This window comes from Novosphingobium sp. BL-S-34 (genome assembly GCF_056857015.1).
Genome location: NZ_CM166473.1, coordinates 1,305,341 through 1,320,712, shown reverse-complemented (window position 1 = coordinate 1,320,712; position 15,372 = coordinate 1,305,341). Strand labels below are relative to the sequence as shown.

18 protein-coding genes are annotated in these 15,372 nt (G+C 65.7%); 13 read left to right on the top strand and 5 right to left on the bottom strand.

Annotation, left to right across the window (positions count from 1 at the left end):
- Positions 1-17: 17 nt before the first annotated feature.
- From AC1VV3_RS19625 to AC1VV3_RS19610, 4 genes are all read left to right on the top strand, one after another.
- On the top strand, positions 18-1,793 hold the full coding sequence (locus tag AC1VV3_RS19625) for a copper resistance system multicopper oxidase (protein WP_482962210.1): 1,776 nt from the start codon (positions 18-20) through the stop codon (positions 1,791-1,793).
- Entirely contained in the window at positions 1,793-2,773 is a 981-nt protein-coding gene (locus AC1VV3_RS19620) for a copper resistance protein B (RefSeq protein ID WP_482962209.1), read from the top strand. The genes AC1VV3_RS19625 and AC1VV3_RS19620 overlap by 1 nt, the downstream gene beginning before the upstream one ends.
- A gap of 76 nt (positions 2,774-2,849) precedes the next feature.
- Positions 2,850-3,641, top strand: coding sequence for an SDR family NAD(P)-dependent oxidoreductase (locus AC1VV3_RS19615; RefSeq protein ID WP_482962208.1), 792 nt, complete (start codon positions 2,850-2,852; stop codon positions 3,639-3,641).
- 4 nt (positions 3,642-3,645) lie between these two features.
- Positions 3,646-4,548 carry a glycoside hydrolase family protein gene (locus AC1VV3_RS19610; RefSeq protein ID WP_482962207.1) on the top strand — a complete coding sequence of 301 codons (903 nt, stop codon included), beginning with the start codon at positions 3,646-3,648 and terminating at the stop codon, positions 4,546-4,548.
- Positions 4,549-4,896: 348 nt separating this feature from the next.
- On the opposite strand, the gene AC1VV3_RS19605 is transcribed toward AC1VV3_RS19610, so the two are convergent.
- Both AC1VV3_RS19605 and AC1VV3_RS19600 read right to left on the bottom strand, forming a co-directional pair.
- Positions 4,897-6,480 (bottom strand): alkaline phosphatase D family protein, encoded by a 1,584-nt coding sequence (locus AC1VV3_RS19605; RefSeq protein WP_482962206.1) that lies wholly within the window; start codon positions 6,478-6,480, stop codon positions 4,897-4,899.
- Between the two features lie 268 nt (positions 6,481-6,748).
- Positions 6,749-8,143 carry an aminotransferase-like domain-containing protein gene (locus AC1VV3_RS19600; RefSeq protein ID WP_482962205.1) on the bottom strand — a complete coding sequence of 465 codons (1,395 nt, stop codon included), beginning with the start codon at positions 8,141-8,143 and terminating at the stop codon, positions 6,749-6,751.
- 68 nt (positions 8,144-8,211) lie between these two features.
- Between AC1VV3_RS19600 and AC1VV3_RS19595 the strand changes: the two genes are divergently transcribed.
- The 6 genes from AC1VV3_RS19595 to AC1VV3_RS19570 all read left to right on the top strand — a co-directional run bounded on the left by AC1VV3_RS19595 (position 8,212) and on the right by AC1VV3_RS19570 (position 11,743).
- Positions 8,212-8,640, top strand: coding sequence for a DUF983 domain-containing protein (locus tag AC1VV3_RS19595; protein ID WP_132269318.1), 429 nt, complete (start codon positions 8,212-8,214; stop codon positions 8,638-8,640).
- Positions 8,633-8,953, top strand: coding sequence for a hypothetical protein (locus AC1VV3_RS19590; RefSeq protein WP_243841264.1), 321 nt, complete (start codon positions 8,633-8,635; stop codon positions 8,951-8,953). The genes AC1VV3_RS19595 and AC1VV3_RS19590 overlap by 8 nt, the downstream gene beginning before the upstream one ends.
- A 5-nt stretch (positions 8,954-8,958) precedes the next feature.
- Positions 8,959-9,408: a c-type cytochrome gene (locus tag AC1VV3_RS19585; RefSeq protein WP_482962204.1), complete on the top strand. Its 450-nt coding sequence runs from the start codon at positions 8,959-8,961 to the stop codon at positions 9,406-9,408.
- Between the two features lie 85 nt (positions 9,409-9,493).
- The gene (locus AC1VV3_RS19580; RefSeq protein ID WP_132269322.1) at positions 9,494-9,757 is read left to right on the top strand and encodes a DksA/TraR family C4-type zinc finger protein; all 264 of its coding nucleotides are present in this window, start codon (positions 9,494-9,496) and stop codon (positions 9,755-9,757) included.
- A 66-nt stretch (positions 9,758-9,823) separates the two neighbouring features.
- On the top strand, positions 9,824-10,342 hold the full coding sequence (locus AC1VV3_RS19575) for a lipocalin family protein (protein ID WP_132269324.1): 519 nt from the start codon (positions 9,824-9,826) through the stop codon (positions 10,340-10,342).
- Between the two features lie 90 nt (positions 10,343-10,432).
- Positions 10,433-11,743 carry a glycoside hydrolase family 28 protein gene (locus tag AC1VV3_RS19570; RefSeq protein ID WP_482962203.1) on the top strand — a complete coding sequence of 437 codons (1,311 nt, stop codon included), beginning with the start codon at positions 10,433-10,435 and terminating at the stop codon, positions 11,741-11,743.
- Between the two features lie 24 nt (positions 11,744-11,767).
- On the opposite strand, the gene AC1VV3_RS19565 is transcribed toward AC1VV3_RS19570, so the two are convergent.
- From AC1VV3_RS19565 to AC1VV3_RS19555, 3 genes are all read right to left on the bottom strand, one after another.
- The gene (locus tag AC1VV3_RS19565; protein WP_314468505.1) at positions 11,768-12,022 is read right to left on the bottom strand and encodes a hypothetical protein; all 255 of its coding nucleotides are present in this window, start codon (positions 12,020-12,022) and stop codon (positions 11,768-11,770) included.
- 311 nt (positions 12,023-12,333) lie between these two features.
- On the bottom strand, positions 12,334-12,693 hold the full coding sequence (locus AC1VV3_RS19560) for a hypothetical protein (RefSeq protein WP_134096131.1): 360 nt from the start codon (positions 12,691-12,693) through the stop codon (positions 12,334-12,336).
- Positions 12,694-12,787: 94 nt separating this feature from the next.
- On the bottom strand, positions 12,788-12,958 hold the full coding sequence (locus tag AC1VV3_RS19555; RefSeq protein WP_314468502.1) for a hypothetical protein: 171 nt from the start codon (positions 12,956-12,958) through the stop codon (positions 12,788-12,790).
- 433 nt (positions 12,959-13,391) lie between these two features.
- Here AC1VV3_RS19555 and AC1VV3_RS19550 point away from each other — a divergent pair, with 433 nt between their 5' ends.
- The 3 genes from AC1VV3_RS19550 (at position 13,392) to AC1VV3_RS19540 (ending at position 15,211) form a co-directional block, all read left to right on the top strand.
- Complete coding sequence (locus tag AC1VV3_RS19550) at positions 13,392-14,057, top strand: Crp/Fnr family transcriptional regulator (RefSeq protein ID WP_431567081.1); 666 nt, start codon at positions 13,392-13,394, stop codon at positions 14,055-14,057.
- A 116-nt stretch (positions 14,058-14,173) separates the two neighbouring features.
- On the top strand, positions 14,174-14,905 hold the full coding sequence (locus tag AC1VV3_RS19545) for a Crp/Fnr family transcriptional regulator (RefSeq protein WP_482962202.1): 732 nt from the start codon (positions 14,174-14,176) through the stop codon (positions 14,903-14,905).
- A 132-nt stretch (positions 14,906-15,037) separates the two neighbouring features.
- Positions 15,038-15,211 (top strand): hypothetical protein, encoded by a 174-nt coding sequence (locus tag AC1VV3_RS19540; protein ID WP_482962201.1) that lies wholly within the window; start codon positions 15,038-15,040, stop codon positions 15,209-15,211.
- Positions 15,212-15,372 lie beyond the last annotated feature (161 nt).

Genomic DNA, 15,372 nt, shown 5'->3' with positions numbered 1-15,372 from the left:
CGCCGCGTATCGGATGCATGTCGCTTCACGATAGTCAGTTTCGCCTCCTGCTGGAACGCAGGCGTTTTCTCGCTCTCGGCGGTGCCGTGGCCGGAACGCTCGGCATGTTTCCCGCCTGGGCGCGCAGCGGGACGGCCGGACTGGCTCACGCCCGCGCGGGATCGGAAGTGCTCTATGGAGACAGCATCGCGCTGGAGATCGGCGAGAGCCACTTCACCACCGGAGGCCGCTCTGCCCATGCCGTGACCGTGAACGGCACGCTGCCCGCGCCGCTGCTGCGCCTGCGGGAAGGCAGCAAGGTGCGGATCGCTGTCACCAATCGCCTGAAAGTGCAAAGCTCGATCCACTGGCACGGTCTGCTCGTACCGTTCCAGATGGACGGCGTTCCCGGCGTCAGCTTCCCCGGCATCGAACCGGGCGAGACTTTCCTCTACGAGTTCCCGCTCACCCATTCCGGCACGTTCTGGTACCATTCGCACTCCGGCATGCAGGAAGCCGAAGGGCTGTTCGGGCCCATCGTGATCGATCCTGTAGGCGTCGATCCGCTGGCTTGCGACCGCGAGCATGTGCTGGTGCTGTCGGACTGGAGCCCGATCCATCCGCACGAGCAGATGCGCCGGCTCAAGATGCAGGGCGGCTATTTCAATCGGCAGAGACAGACGCTTTCGGGCCTGCTGGCCGGGCGGGACCAGACCCTGGCCGAGCGGCTCGCCTGGGCGCAGATGCGGATGGATGCCACTGACATTTCGGACGTGACCGGCTCCACTTACAGCTTCCTCATCAACGGCCACGGCCATGCCGAGAACTGGACCGGGCTCTTCGCGCCGGGCGAGAGAGTGCGCCTGCGCGTCATCAATGCCTCTTCGATGACCAATTTCAATTTCCGCATTCCCGGCCTGCCGCTGACCGTGGTGGCGGCGGACGGCAATCCCGTGCAGCCGGTCGAGACCGACGAAGTCCAGATCGCCATTGCCGAGACTTACGATTTCATCGTCGAGCCGGGGACGGCCCCGAGCCATGCCATCGTGGCGGAGGCGATAGACCGTTCCGGCCTCGTCCGCGCCACGCTGGCGCAGCGGCCGGGCCTGGTGGCCGAGGCGCCGAAGCTGCGCGCCCGCCCGGTGCTCACCATGCGCGACATGGGTATGGATATGTCCGGCATGGACATGGGAGCCGGCGGCGTCATCGACCTCAGCCAGCCGGCGTCCGGCGAAATGACCGGCCACATGGAGGGTCACTCGATGTCGATGCGCGACCCGTCCGTCGCGCCGGGCGTGAAGATGGGCCCGGGGGTCGCGATGCTGTCTCCCATGCCGGTGGACCGGCTGGCTGATCGGCCGACCGGGCTGGAGACGGTGGAACACCGCGTCCTGACATATGCGCAGCTGCGCGCACGCGACGCCAATCCCGATCCGCGCACGCCGAGCCGCCAGATCGACGTCCACCTCACCGCCAATATGGAGCGCTACATGTGGTCCATGGACGGCGAGGCGATGTCGGAGAACCCGGCGCCGATCCCGTTCCGTCTGGGTGAACGCGTGCGCGTCAACCTGGTCAACGACACGATGATGCCGCACCCCATCCACCTGCACGGCCATTTCTTCGAACTCGTCAACGGAGAGCCGGGACACCGGGCGCGCAAGCATACCGTCAACGTGCTGCCCGGCGGCAAGGTCTCCTTCGACCTCACGGCCGACGGCGAGGGAGACTGGGCCTTCCATTGCCACATGCTGCTCCACATGCACGCAGGGATGATGCGCGTCGTGACGGTACGCAGGGCGGAGGAAGCCTGATGACGAGGCGCTTCCCGATCCTTGCCGCGCTGTTGCTGCCCGGTGCCATGCTGGCGCTGGAGGCGAACGCTCAGGCGCAGGCGCAGGCGCAGGAAACCGATGCGACAGCACCGCAGGCCGAACGACATGCCGGAAGCGATCACGGCTCCATGGATCATGCGCAGATGGACATGAGCGCGGGTGACATGAACGGAATGGATCACGCCGCGCATGCCATGCCCAAAGTCAACGCCTCCGACGAACCGGGCGATGCTCCGCCGCCGCCGGTGCCAACCGATTTTCCCGCCGATCGCTTCTTCCCGCCTGCGCGCATGGCGGTGTCGCGTGCGGCAATGGTGAAGGAAATGACGTTCAGCACATTCGCGCTTCAGGTCGATCAGCTCGAATGGCGGTCGGGCAAGGGCGGCGACGGCTTCGGTTGGGAAGGACAGGCCTGGTACGGGGGCGATATCGACCGCGTGGTGCTGGCCAGCGAGGGCGAAGGCCTGTTCGGCGAACGGGCCGAGCGCATCGAACTGGGCGCCTATTGGCGTCATGCGCTGGACCCGTGGTTCAATCTGCAACTGGGCATGCGGCAGGATTTCCGGCCCGATCCGCGGCGCACTTACGCCTTGCTCGGCATCGAGGGACTGGCGCCTTACTGGTTCGAACTGGAAGGCCAGCTGCTGGTCTCGAACAAGGGCGACATCCACGCGCGCGGCAAGGCGGGCTATACTCAGCGGATCACCCAGTCGCTGGTGTTCGAGCCCGAAGCCGAAGTGGATTTCGCCTTCCAGGACGTGCCGGAACTGAATGTGGGCGCTGGTTTCGAACGGCTCGAACTGGGCTTGCGGCTGCGCTACGAGCGCAATCGTTCCCTCGCACCCTATGTGGGCGTGAACTGGGAGCGCAAGCTGGGCGGGACTGCCGATTTCGCGCGTGCCGCGGGCGAGGGCGTCTCGGGCGTTTCGGCGGTCTTCGGCGCGCGCGCGATGTTCTGACAGGCGCCGTTGCTACTTTTTGCGCGCTGTTCGACATGGGACGGCACTCCCGGTCTTTTCAGGTGTTGCCGATTGCATGACACATCTCGGCATTCCCTTCGAAGAGACCTCGGTTGCAATCGTGACGGGCGGCGAATCCGGCATCGGCCGTGCCACCGCCCTGAAGCTGGGGAAACGCGGCGTCCCCGTGGTGCTGACTTTCTTCGAAGATGCGGAAGCGGCCGATGCCGTTGTCTCCGCCATTGCCCAGGACGGGGGCCAGGCAGCGGCAATAAAGGCGGATGTCAGCGACGAGCAGGCCGTGGAGAATCTCTTCACGATGGCCGAACAGCGGTTCGGTACCGTCGATCTCCTCATCAACTCTGCCGGTTTGAACATGTCCGGCGTCATGCTGCGGGACATGGCGCTGGCTCAGTTCGACCGGCTTGTCCGCGTCGATCTCTACGGACCTTTTCTGAGCTGCCGCCGGATGGTGCGTGGTCTGGAAGATGCGGGACGCGGGGGCCGGATCGTCAACGTGTCTTCGATCCATGAACGCGCGCCGCGTCCAGGCGGGGCGGATTACGACGCCGCCAAGGGCGGGCTGGCACAATTGACCGCCACGCTCGCGCTCGAACTGGCACCGAAGCATATCGCGGTAAACGGCATTGCCCCCGGCATGATCCTGACGCCGATGAACCAGAGCGCGCTGGACCATCCGGAGGAGTTGCAGCGAAAGGAGGCCGCGATACCCTGGGGCCGGGCCGGCACGCCGGAAGAAGTTGCCGATCTCATCCTGTTCCTGCTCTCGCCCGCCGCCGATTACATCACCGGAACGACCGTGACGATCGACGGAGCCCTGTCGCTCACCGTCGCCCAGGGAGCCTGAGCCCATGGTCGCTTATGTGGTGGAGGCGCTGGAGGATGTGACGCTCGATGTGGCGGGGCCTGAGGGGCGGCTCGCCCATCACGATCTGATGAGCCCGTTCGTCTGGACGGAAGGAGAGACATATCGAATGCTCGTCCGCGTGCTGCCGAGCCCGCTGGGTCCAGCAGACCCTACCGGCGTCATCTGGGGCGGCGATTCCGATGACGGATTGCATTTCCGGATGCGCGAAACTCCGGCGATCATACCGGGGCCCAACCCCGACGACGCTGGTGGATGCGAGGACCCGACGGTCGTGCGGGGCGAGGACGGCGCCTATCTCGTTTTCTATACCGGGGTAGACGCCGCACGTCAGCAAGGCTCGCTGCTGGTGGCCAAAGGTCCGGCGCTCACGGAGCTTCACGAGCAGCGTGTCATGCTCACGGCGCCGCGCGGCGAGGGTAATATCAAGGAAGCGACCCTGGCGCAGGGGACGGACGGCTGCTTCAGGCTGTTCTACGAATATGCCAGGGACAATGCCTCGCGGATCGGAATGGCGATCGGCCCGACGGTGGAGGGGCCGTGGACCGTGGTGGAGGACCCCTTTTCGATCCGTGAAGAGGGCTGGGACAACTGGCACTTGTCGACCGGCCCGATCGTTCAGCAGGACGGGCGCGACCCGGTGATGTTCTACAACGGCGCCACGATGGACGCCCGGTGGCGGATCGGCTGGATCAGTTTCTCCCCCGACTTCGGCAAAGTGACCGGACGCGGCCTCGAACCGCTCATCATGCCGCCTCCGGCAAGGAGCCGCGATGCGACCGACATCGCCTTCGCGGCCTCTTGCCTCGTGATCGGGGACGACATCTGGCTGTACTACTCGCTGGAGGACAAGATCCTGCGGCGGGCCCTGGTTCGCAGCTGTCTCTAGGATCATGCCGGAACCGCGCACCGGACCGTATGTTCGCAGCCCTCATCTCGCGCTGGCAGGGCGCTCTGGCGCTGGAAGTTCCTGACCGTCGGACAGGGACGTTGCGGCGGGATAGTGCCCGATCCTTGCCCCCTTGCGCGCCGCGCGCTTACTCCGCGGTCGCCAGCAATTTGGCGAGCAGCACGCTGAGCTGTTCTTGTTCAAACGCATCGAGGCCGCTGACGATGGCGTGCTGATTGGCTGCCTTCCTGCCCCTCATTGCGGGCGTGCTGCGCCAGCACCTTGCCGACTTGACCCCCGCATGGTGGCTGCACCTCACGGGAACCTTCGAACCCTGTTAGGCGCCGGCTACCCGACGCTTTCCACGTGGAGGCCGGGCTTGCCGGCTTCCAGCGAGAAGCGGGCAATGTCGGCAATCCCCGAATCCTCGCGCCGGGCGTCCGCCAGTCCGCGATAAGTGACGGCCGCCCCGCGGGCATCGATGTCGATCCGGCCGTAGCCGCGCACGTCGTTCTCCGCGAAGGCCAGCCCATTGGTGGCGGCCAGGCGCTTGAAGTCCGGATCCGGCCGGAGCGAGGTGATCGATCCGCCCACGAATTCGGCGGCGATCGGCGCATCGTCCGGACGGTCGGGATTGTGGATTTCGGCGGCTGCGAAGGCGTGGATGTCTCCGCCCAGAGCCAGCGGGTTGCTGGTTCCGGCCTCGGCCCAGCGGCGGAAGATCCGGTCGCGCGCGGCAGGATAGCCGGACCAGTTGTCCGCCGAGTATTCCGCGGCGCCATCCTCGTAATGCTGAACCGTCTGGCGCATCAGCGTCTGCTGGGTGAGCAGATTCCACTGCGCGGTGCTTTTGCCCAGGCGCTCGTCCAGCCAACGCTCCTGCGCCGCGCCCAGCATTGTGCGGTAGGGGGTATAGAGGTCCGCGCAGTTGCCGATGCGGCTGTGATAGGGCTGGTGCGCCTCGATCAGGCCCTCGGGCTGGCAGGCGTGCGGCCCCCGGTACTGGCGGTCGTCGACGATCTGGAACTGGGCCAGGCTTCCCCAGTCAAGCGTGCGATAGAGCCGCATGTCCGCCCCGCGCGGTGGGCGCGCCCGCAGCGGCTGGTGCTCGTAATAGGCCTGGTAGGCGGCGGCACGGCGGCGCAGGAATGCGGCCGGATCGCCGTTGCCCTGGTCCAGCGCCCCTGCATAGTCGTTGGCCACCTCGTGATCGTCCCAGGTCAGCGCCCAGGGCGCGGCGTGGTGGGCGGCCTGGAGCAGCGGGTCGAGCTTGTAGGTGGCATAGCGGACCCGATAGCCCGCAAGATCCATCGGTTCGGGATTGCGGTGGAGGCGAACAGCGTCCTTCTTGTTGGGCGCGCCTTCGTAGATGTAATCGCCCAGGAAGAGGATCAGGTCCGGGTCTTCTTCCACGACATGGCGCCAGGCCGCGTAGAAGCCGACCTCGTATTTCTGGCAGGAGGCGAAGCAGAGCCGCAGGCGGTCCACGGCAGCCCCGCGTGCCGGGGCCGTGCGCGTGCGGCCCACCGGGCTGGCTTCGCCGCCGGCGATGAAGCGGTAGAAATAGGCCCGGCCGGGTCGCAGGCCCCCAGCCTCGACATGGACCGAATGGCCCCAGCGCGACTCGGCGCGGGCCACGCCCGAGCGCACGATCCGCGAGAAGCGTTCATCCTCGGACACCTCCCAGCGCAAGTCCACCGGGGCCGAAGTCATGCCGCCGTCGGGCGCCATGGGCTGGGGCGCGAGGCGGGTCCAGAGAATCACGCTTTCGGGTTCGGGATCGCCCGAGGCGACGCCGAGCGTGAACAGGCCCGGCGGCAGGCCGGCCGCCGCATGTGCACCGATCGAAAACAGCGTCCCCGCGGCCAGCGCGCCTCCCATGACGGCGCGGCGGGAATAGGCGAGAGGGGCGGCGGGGCGGGTTTCGGTCATGATGGCCGGGCTATCGGCATCCAATGTTACCGAACCGTGACAATTGCCAGCAGGCGCCGGTCCCTGCCGAAAAATGGCGAGGCGGCCGCAACGCAGTCGCAGCAAAAAGAAAGCCGGCCCATGGGACCGGCTTGAAAAGTTTTGGGAGAGGATGCCTGAAAGGCCCGTCCTTCTTGCGCCATGTTGCGGTGCAGCGCAATAGACAAAATTGCATGTGCAGTTGCAGCATCGCCAGCGCGTTGCGATCTGCGACATTTGTCGCAAGGCGTCAGACCATCGGGCTGGCCCGACCGTCGCGGTGGTGAAGCAGGGCGTCTACCGTTTCGAGCGCGCGGTGGAGGCGCGGGTGGTCCACGCTGCCGCCGATCGAGAGTCGCACGGCATGGCGCTGGCACGCCGGATCGACGCGGAAGTGCTCGCTGGAGACTGCCGAGATGCCGAGTGGGCGCATCGCGCTCACCAGTTCGTAAGCGCGGGTCTCCCCCCCCAAAGGGATCCAGAGATGATAGCCCGCAGGCGCCGTGCGGTAGGCGCCTGCGGGCAGAGTGGAAGCGACGATGGCCTGCCGGGCCAGGCATTCCTCGCGCACTTCGCCGACGAGGGCGGCCCAGGTGCCGTCGACCAGCCACTGCGTGCACACGGCCATGTTGAGCGGCGGCGGCATGATCGTGGTCTCGTGCGTATCCGTGGCAAGCCGCATGGCGTCGCGCAGCAGCGGCGCGCGCAGATAGGCCATCCGCAGCGCGGGCGAAATCAGCTTGGAGAGGCTGGCGACATGCCAGGTCCGCTCCGGCGCCAGCGCGGCAAGGGCGGGGATATCGGTCCTGTCCAGGCGCGAGTAGGGATCGTCCTCGATGAGGAGAACGTCGTGGCGGCGCGCGATCTCCACGATCCGCTCGCGCCGCTGCCGGCTGAGCGTGCCGGTCGTGGGATTGTCGTTCTCGGGCACGAGATAGAGCGCACGGATCGGCTGGGCGGTGCAGGCCCGTTCGAACGCCTCAGGGTCGATACCCTCTTCGTCGCCGGTCAGGGGCACGATGGCCATGCCCAGCCTGCGGCAGATCGCGGTCCAGCCCGGATAGACGAAAGCGCCGGTGCATACCGCGTCGCCCGGCTGGAGGATGGCGCTGGCCACGGCATGGAGCGCCGTCTGCGCGCCGCTGGTGACCACCACATTGTCCTCGTTCGCCTCGATCCCCGATGCACGGAGCCATAGCGCTCCAGCCACCCGGTCCTCGGGCGCGCCGCCTGCGGGCTGATACTGGAGACGATTGGCGGCAGCCGGTCCGTCCAGTACCTGCTGCAGGCCCTGCGCGAAGCGCCGCGCGAAAGTGCCGGCAGCGGGGACCGGGGGCAGGTTCATCCCGGTATCGAAAGGCGCAACTTCGCTGGAAATGCCGCCTGCAGGCCGATTGCGCACGAAGCTGCCGCGGCGACCCTCGGCATCGATCAGCCCCTGCCGCCGCGCTTCGGCATAGGCGCGGGTGACCGTTCCAGTGTCGATGCCGAGCGCTTCCGCCAATTCGCGCTGCGGGGGAAGACGGTCGCCGGGGGCGAGCTTTCCTTGCTCCAGATCGCGCCCGATGGCCGCGCATATCGCCAGGTAGACAGGCCCGAGGGCCGGGTCGATCTCCGGCAGCCATTTTTGCGATGTGATTTGCATTGACTTGGTATGCATACAAAACCCATATGATGCAATATCGACTCCAGGGACATTTTTCGGATCGGACCATGACGCAGCCGGATACATTGCCGCCCAGCAAGGGACGCTGGATCTTCCATTGCGGGCTGAAGGGCTTGTGTCCGCGCTGCGGAAAAGGCGCGATGTTTCGCAAGTGGCTGAAGTTGCAGGATACCTGTCCTCAATGCGGGCTGGACTACGGCTTTGCGGCGCCCGACGACGGCCCGGCGTTCTTCTCGCTCTGCATCGTCGCCTTTCCGCTAACGTTCTTCGCCGTCTGGCTGCAGGTCGCGTTCGAGCCGCCGTTCTGGGTCCATTTGCTGACCTCTTTCCCGCTGCTGGGGATCGGGTGCATCGTGCCGCTGCAATATATCAAGGGCTGGCTGGTCGCCTCGCAATACGTGAACAAGGCGCAGGAAGCCGGGACCGAGAAGCTTTGGGCCGACCTGAACGCAAGGGCGGAAAAGCATGATGCCTGACCGCTACGGCCACGCCGTGATCGGGATGGCGCGCAGTTTCGTGTCGGGATATCTGGAGGCGGCGGGACGAGCCGATCTCTCGCATATGGTGCGCGCGGGCGAGGGGGACGATTTTCCCGAGGTTCGTGCTGCGGTCGAGATGCTCTCGGTGCAGGCCGATGTCCTGCGTCGATATGAGGAAGCGCTGGGCCAATATGCCGATCCCGGTTTCTGGGACGAGGCGACGCCGGGCGGTGCGCTGGCCTTGCACGACAGCGGCCAGATGGCGCGCAATGTGCTGGGCGGCCGGCCGCCGTTCTTCCACCGCGACTGACGGCGATGACATGGCAAAGAGCCCTGCCGGTCCTGCTGGCCGCCACCGCCCTCGTGTCAGGCTGCGGGGACGACCGGCGCGAGGAGCGCTTGCGCGCGGCCGGACCCGATCCCTCGTTCGAACGCCTCATGACAGTGGCCGACGCCGATTCCGGCGCACGCAAGTTCCGCCAATGCGCGGCCTGCCATAGCGTGATCGAGGGCGCGATGGACCGCGGCGGGCCCAACCTTTTCGGGGTATTCGGCAAGCGTTTCGGCACCAACAGCACGCGCTACGGTTACACCGCCGCGCTTACGCGCGCGGGCGGAACCTGGGACGCGAAGACCCTCGACACCTGGATCGCCGGGCCTTCCGCCCTGATTCCGGGCACGACGATGCAGTTCCCCGGCGTGCCGGACCCGCTCGACCGCGCGGACCTGATCGCCTACCTGCGCAGCCAGAAGCCCCAGAGCTAGAGCCGTTTCCCGAAAAGCCGATGCAATCGCCGGCCGGCGTCCCCATATCGCTACCGGGCGGAAGGGGGCATGCAAGGAAAGTCACATGGCCAACGGCTGGGCGCCCGACGGCGCCGTTCAGGACCAGATCGACGACAGCCTCAAGGACGCCGTCTCCATCGCCCGGGCAAGATTGCCGCAGGGTGAGGGGCTGGAGGATTGCGAGGTCTGCGGAGAGACCATTCCCCCCGCCCGCCGCCGTGCACTCCCCGGCGCGCGGACATGCGTTTCCTGCCAGTCCCAGCGCGACAAGCGGCCGGATTTCTCCGGCATCAACCGGCGTGGCAGCAAGGACAGCCAATTGCGCTGAGCACGGCTCCGGCGGGCCGGAACAACTCGGCGCACCACTTCGTTTCCTCGCAAAACGGAGTAGCCCATGGCCGACCACGACAGCGAAGTCTCTACCGTTCCGGCGCTCGATATCGATCGCTACCTTGGAACATGGTTCGAAATCTGCCGCTTGCCTCTCAAGTGGGAGGATGCGCAAGCCCGGGACATTACCGCCACTTATTCCCGCAACCCCGACGGCAGCGTCCGGGTGGAAAACCGCTGCATCGACAAGGACGGGAACCCGGACCGATCGATCGGGCAGGCCTTCCCGATCGACGGCAGCAATGCGCGCCTGAAAGTCAGCTTCCTGCCCCAGTTCCTGCGCTGGATCCCCTTCACCAAGGGCGACTACTGGGTGCTGCGGATATCCTCCGACTATACGGTGGCGCTGGTCGGCACGCCCGATCGCGACAACCTCTGGCTCCTGTCCCGCACCGCCGATCTTGCGCCGGACGTGACGGCGGACTTCCTGGGAGCGGCCGAGCGCGAGGGCTTCGACTTGTCCGGGCTGATCACGCCGGTTCAGAGCGGATATGCCGTGCCGGAGGCGGCCTTCACCGACTGATGCAGAGGCTTCCCTTGGGCTTGCGGTCATGTATGGTGGAATAAGATAACACCATATGGGATCGATTTTCGACCCGAACCGGGAGCATAAATGTCCAGCAGCCACTGCGATCGCCGTACTTTCGCATTATCCGTGATGGCGCTGCCGCTTCTGGCGCAGGCCGGCGGGGCGGGGGCGGAGCCGGACATTGCGGTGTCGATCGTAAGCTTCGGTGCAAAGGCGGATGGCGTCACCATCAACACCCGCGCCATCCAGGCGGCGATAGACAGTCTCGCCAAACGGGGCGGCGGGACGGTGGTGGTGCCGAAGGGCGTTTTCGTCAGCGGCGCGCTATTTCTCAAGCCGAGAGTCCACCTTCATCTCGCCGAAGGAGCGGTGCTGCGCTGTACCACGCGGATGGAAAATTTCCCGCCGCGCCGCACCCGCATCGAGGGGCATTTCGAGCCCAGCTTTACCCCGGCGCTCATCAATGCGGATGGCTGCCACGGGCTGCGCATCACCGGCAGCGGCACGCTGGACGGGGCGGGGCGCCCGGTCTGGGACCGCTTCTGGAAGCTGCGCAATGCCGCGCCCGTTCCCGACGAGTTCCCGAACCTGGGCCTGCCGCGCGCGCGCCTGGCCCTGATCGAGAATTCGAAGAACGTCCTTGTCGAAGGCGTGACCTTCAAGGATTCCCAGTTCTGGAACCTGCACCTCTATCGCTGCGAGGACGTGCTGGTGCGCTATGCGCGCTTCGAAGTGCCGGACGACTATGCCCAGGCGCCCAGTACCGATGGCATCGATGTCGACAGTTGCCGGCAAGTGACGGTGGACGGCTGCACGTTCTCGGTGACGGACGATTGCATCGCCGCCAAGGGATCGAAAGGGCCGCATGCCCTGGAAGACAAGGACAGCCCCCCGGTGGAGGGGCTGCGCGTGCGCAACTGCCACTTCCGGCGCGGCCATCACGCCCTGGCCTGCGGCAGCGAGGCCACGGTCGTGCGCGATGTCGTGATGGAGAACTGCCGCGTCACCGGCAGGATGGTGCTGGCGCGCCTCAAGCTGCGCGCCGACACGCCGCAGCGTTACGAGGATATCCGCTTCCGCAACATCCGCCTGGATCATGCCGAAGGCACGGTCATGGCGGTGGAGCCCTGGAGCCAGTATACCGACCTCAAGGGCATGGCGCCGCCGATGTCATGGGTGCGCGGGCTGGAGTTTTCCGGCATCAGCGGCCGGTTCGGCGCGCTCGGCACGATCAGGCCCAATCCGGGGCAGACGGAAATCCGCGACGTGCTGCTGAAGAACTTCGCTCTGCAACTGGCCGACGGGGAACTCCACGGGCAGGGCGTGGAAGATATCGTGTTCGATCACGTCATGATAAACGGGAAAGTGCGCAAGGCGCCTGCCGCTCAGGGGTAGATCGCGCCGGCGAGGGCAGTCCCGTCAGTTGACGGCGTGCGCTGCCTCTTCGCCGGCCGGAGACTGCAGCGCGGCGCGGGCGCGTTCGAGAGCAGTCGTGAAATCGGCGCGGCGGATATCCTTGGTGGCGCGAACCAGCTTGCGCAGTTCCTGGGCGGTACGGGCGCGCAGGGTCTCGTCGCCGATACGGTCGAATTGCCGGGTCAGCCATTCCACCGAAGCGGGTTTCGCGTTGCGGTGCGAACGGAACGCCAGTTCCACGGGAGGCGCCAGAAACACCAGCGTTGCAATGCCTTCATATGGCGGAAGACCAAACAATTCCACGAACCCTGAACCCTTTTCCTCGATGGCGCCGCGATGCGCTCGAACTATTCATAGGATCGGGTTAGCCAACCCGGTCGCGCGATTGCGACGAACCGTTGACAACGATTGCCGATAGCCGCGCCGGGTAGGGTGAGGGCGTGAAACGCGCAGGACTTGCGCCGCTTCGGCACGACAATGAGGCCCCGCACACACCAGCGCGCGAGGCCCAGTCAGGGTCGCACTTTGAATTTCGATGGATCGGTCCCGGAGAGGCCGGGGCCTGGCGGTTATGCGGCGGGAACGGTTCGCTCGCCCGCGATCGGCTGGGCGGCATCGAGGCCGCGGTGACAGCTGCGCAGGACCAGGTCGCTCCATTGCGCCATGTTCTCGGTATAGGCGCGTACGGAATCGGTGATAAACGACACCCCGACTTGCGAGGCACTGGCCGGATCGCCGGCCTTGGCCATGCCGTCCAGGCAGGTCAGCAGCCGTTCGCGTGCCGTCGAGACCTGGGCCACGATCTGCGCCTGAATTTCCTGGCCGTTTTCGAGCATCTGTTCCGCGGCGATCCGCGTGGTCGAGGCGAGGTGCTCGCTCATGGACCTGGCGCGATCGATGCCTTGTTCGAAACCTGCGAACTCAATCATGCTTCATCCTCTGTCCAATAGCTGCTTTCGAAGTCGCGAATGCATCACGTCCGTGCTTGGGGCCTCCAGGGGAGACGCGAAGCCCCAAGCGCCCTTAGTCTCCGTCCAGCAGGGCCCAGAGCCGCTGCTGCAGGGCAGCCGATTCCGAAGGCGTGAGCGAAGGACGCCCATCCTTGTCCGAGCGTGACCATGACCGGTGCGCCGGTGCCGCGACATACGACGATCCGCGCAGGTTCGTCCGCCCTCTCCTCGAGCCGATGCTCATGACGATCCAGTTCCTCCTCGCAATAAGTCAGCAAGACCGGACGCGCATTCCCTGGCGCTTTGCCGGTGCATTCGGCGATAATCGTATACTTATTATTATTGTATGCCGTTTGGCGTTCTTGCGAGGGCTTATCTACAGTTCGCACTCGGTTTTAAAAAGAGGAAAACTTTGTACGGCCGCGTACAGTGGTTTGGGGCAGCCCGAAAGGGTAACTCTACTGATCGAAAATGAGTATATGTAAAAATACGGTGCTTTTGCAGATACTTGCGTGGTGCGTCGGGAAAGCCGCATCTCAAGGAACCTTGGCGCGCATCGATCGTTGTATTTTCCTGATAAAATGGAATATCTCTTGGTCGGTCCGGCCAGGGGGAGGGCTCTGCCGATGACAGGCGGATTGAAGACGGGAAAGACCTGCAACAAGTTGTTGCTGGGTATGTCGAAAGACGACCGCGGGCGCGTCGAATCGCTGCTGCGCCGGGAGTGGCTTGCCACCCGGCAGTATCTGGAGCGACGCGGCGAACTTCAGGAAAAGGTCTACTTCATCGAATCGGGCGTGGTTTCCAACCTGGAGACCAGCGACATTCCCATACCGCTGGAAGTCGGCGTGGTCGGCTGCGAGGGTATCGTCGGCGCCAGTGCGATCTGTACCCTGCTTCCGCAACGGGACAGCTGCGTCCAGATCGAAGGAGAGGCGCTTTCGCTGGATCGCGGGGAATTCCAGACTTTGCTGGAAACGAGTCCGTCGCTGCTGCGCTACCTCCTGCGTTACATCCAGACGCAGATCGTGCAGATCAGCCTTGCCGCCAGCGCCGGCGTGCGGGCCACTGTGCAGCAACGCCTGGCGCGCAAGCTGCTGATGTACCACGACCGCATCGGCAACGACGATCTTGCGCTCACGCATGAGGCGATGTCGATCATCCTCGGCGTGCGCCGGGCCAGCATAACTCACGCCATCCACAACCTCGAAGCCGAGCGCTGGATCAGGGCGCAGCGCGGACTGGTGCATATCCGAGACCGCGCGGGCCTGGTGAAGTATTGCGGGCCGTTCTACGGCGTCGCGGAGGCTCGCTACGCCGAGATCATGGGCCACGAATCCTGAGGCTGCCCTTGCCGCGCGCGCCCGAGATGGCCGGAAGCAGATCTCACGCAACTTACGGCCGGCTGATCCATTGTGCCCGCATGGAATTTGCGCACCTGCAGACGGGGAGAACGCCTGTGCACAGTCATGACGCCGTCGCTCTGTTCGTAAGGCGTATCCAGCTGAGAAGCGTGGTTTCCGCCGAGGAAGTGGAGGCGATGCAGCAGCTTGGCGGCCGCCGCGTCCATGCTTCGCGCGGGCAGGATCTGGTTCTTCCGGGCCACGGCGTGAACCATGCGATCCTGCTGGTGGACGGCCTGCTGGCCCGGTTCGACCAGATGGCGGACGGCAAGCGGCAGATCACGGCGCTGCACATTCCCGGCGACATGGCCGATCTGCATTCGGTGCCGATGCCGCTCCCTGCCTGGGGCATCCAGGCGCTGGTGCCGTCGGTCGTGCTGCACATTCCGCACAGCGACTTGCGCAGGCTTGCGGATTCCCGTCCCGCGATTGCCAGGGCGTTCTGGCGCGACACCGTGACGGATGCCTCCATCCTGGCGAAATGGACGGCCAATCTCGGCCGGGCCGATGCCGTCACCCGCACGGCGCACCTGATCTGCGAGATGGGCATGCGGATGGAAGCGCACGGGCTGGACGCGCGGGACGATTTCGCCCTGCCGATCACCCAGGCCCAGATGGCCGATGCGCTGGGCCTCACCACCGTTCACGTCAATCGCACGGTCTCCGCCTTGCGCCAGGAATGCGGCCTTCTCTTCGAGCAGGGGCGGGTGCGCGTGGAGAACTGGGACGCCCTGGCCGGTCGCGGCAGTTTCGATCCGGGCTACCTTATGCTGGACGTTCGGGTCTGAGCGCCCGCCGCCGCAAGTCGAGGCGGCAGGGTCCATCGACGTGAAAGGGGATAGTGCGGGGCGCCTGCTTGTGCAGGCATCGGCGGAAGACTAGCGGCTTGCGCGGATGGCCGAACAGAGGATGCGCCTGCGATGACCGACGACGAACTGATCGACCATGCCCAGCGGCTTTACGATCTTGCCGCATCGCGGGTGGGATCGCGCCTCGATCTGATCCATCTTCGCGATCTGGTGCCCGATCTGCTCGACCGGCTGCGCTCCCGGATCGATCCCGACCATGAAGGCGAAGGCGCGCGTTCTTTCTGACATTCGCGGTATTCTTCACATGGTCCGCGGACGATAGCGAGCAGGAGGGGGCGGCAACGCAGCGCGCCACCGCCCCCCGGTCCATCGTTGTTTAGAGGCGAGGACCCGGGCGCGGCCTCTAGAGCGGGTTTGCGCCGACAACAAGCGGTCGGCGGCCATAA